This is a genomic window from Chryseobacterium sp. AG844 (genome assembly GCF_003182335.1).
GTDB lineage: Bacteria > Bacteroidota > Bacteroidia > Flavobacteriales > Weeksellaceae > Chryseobacterium > Chryseobacterium cupriresistens.
On sequence record NZ_QGTV01000047.1, the window covers coordinates 1 to 1,365 of the forward strand.

A 1,365-nucleotide genomic window follows, 5' to 3' on the forward strand; every position below is an offset into this window, starting at 1 on the left:
GACACTCTCCCACAAAGTGTGTAAGTTAAAAAGTCAAGGCTTGGATTTTATAATCTGAGCCTTTTTTCAAAAATAAGCATAAATTGGTTGAGAACAATGCCCCAATTTTGAATTGGCATGGTCCATTTTTTAGTAGCCTCTTTTAAAGCGAGATACACTGATTTCATTACAGCATCATCCGTAGGAAAAGACATTTTGTTTTTGGTGTATTTACGGATTTTTCCGTTGAGATTTTCAATTAAATTAGTGGTATAAATGATCTTTCGGATTTCGAGAGGAAATTCAAAGAATACGGTCAACTCATCCCAATTATTCCGCCAGGATGCGATAGCATAAGAATATTTGCTTTCCCATTTTTCTGCAAAATCATTGAGAGCTGCTTCAGCTGCTTGTTTTGTTGGAGCTGTGTAAATATGTTTCATATCGGCAGAAAATTCTTTTCTGTCCTTCCAAACTACATATTTGCAGGCATTTCTGATTTGATGAACCACACAAATCTGGGTTTGAGATTCAGGAAAAACAGAACGGATAGTCTGGGTAAATCCATTTAAATTATCGGTAGCCGTGATGAGAATATCCTCTACACCACGAGCTTTTAAATCTGTAAGAACACCCATCCAGAATGCTGAGCTTTCATTTTTTCCAAGCCACATTCCCAATACTTCTTTTCTCCCGTCACGGTTTAATCCAACAGCCAGATAAACAGTTTTATTAATGACTTTGGAGTTTTCCCTTACCTTGAAAACAATCCCATCCATCCAAACAATGAGATACAAATCTTCAAGCGGGCGGTTTTGCCAACTTACCACTTCACTTGCAATGGCATTGGTTATTCGTGATATGGTGGAAGTAGAAACCTCAAAATCATACATCTCGCGGATCTGTTCTTCAATGTCTGATACGCTCATTCCTTTGGCATAGAAGGAAATGATAATATTCTCCAAACCATCGATAATGTTGTGCCTTTTGGGAACTAATGCGGGCTCAAAATTTCCTTCACGATCTCTGGGAACTTTAATTTCAGACTCTCCAAACGACGACTTTATTTTCTTGCTTCCGTGACCGTTTCGGTAATTTCCAGTGGTAGATTTCTGATGCTTTTCATTATCCAGATGAGAGTCAAGTTCTGCATCAAGCATATGCTCTACAGCTCGTTTGTGCATTTCTTTGAAGAATGAGGTTAAATCTTCTCCATTCTTGAAGGACTTGTAAAAATCCTTGTTGTTTAATAAATCTTCTTTGTCGATCATAACTATGTAATGGTTAAAAATAATAAAAAGTTATTTCCGTAAAATTTTTTGAGCTATGAGGGCTCAAAATTTTCCAGAATAACTTTTTAACTTACACAGTTAGTGAGACACTACC

General features: G+C 36.8%; 1 protein-coding gene. It reads right to left on the reverse strand.

The features are described from left to right. Positions 1-47 precede the first annotated feature (47 nt). Complete coding sequence (locus DEU40_RS22185) at positions 48-1,250, reverse strand: IS256 family transposase (protein ID WP_110011861.1); 1,203 nt, start codon at positions 1,248-1,250, stop codon at positions 48-50. Positions 1,251-1,365 lie beyond the last annotated feature (115 nt).

What these genes read in the sequence shown, in the direction of transcription:
- DEU40_RS22185 (WP_110011861.1), bottom strand. Translation starts at nt 1,250, where the DNA reads ATGATCGACAAAGAAGATTTATTAAACAACAAGGATTTTTACAAGTCC.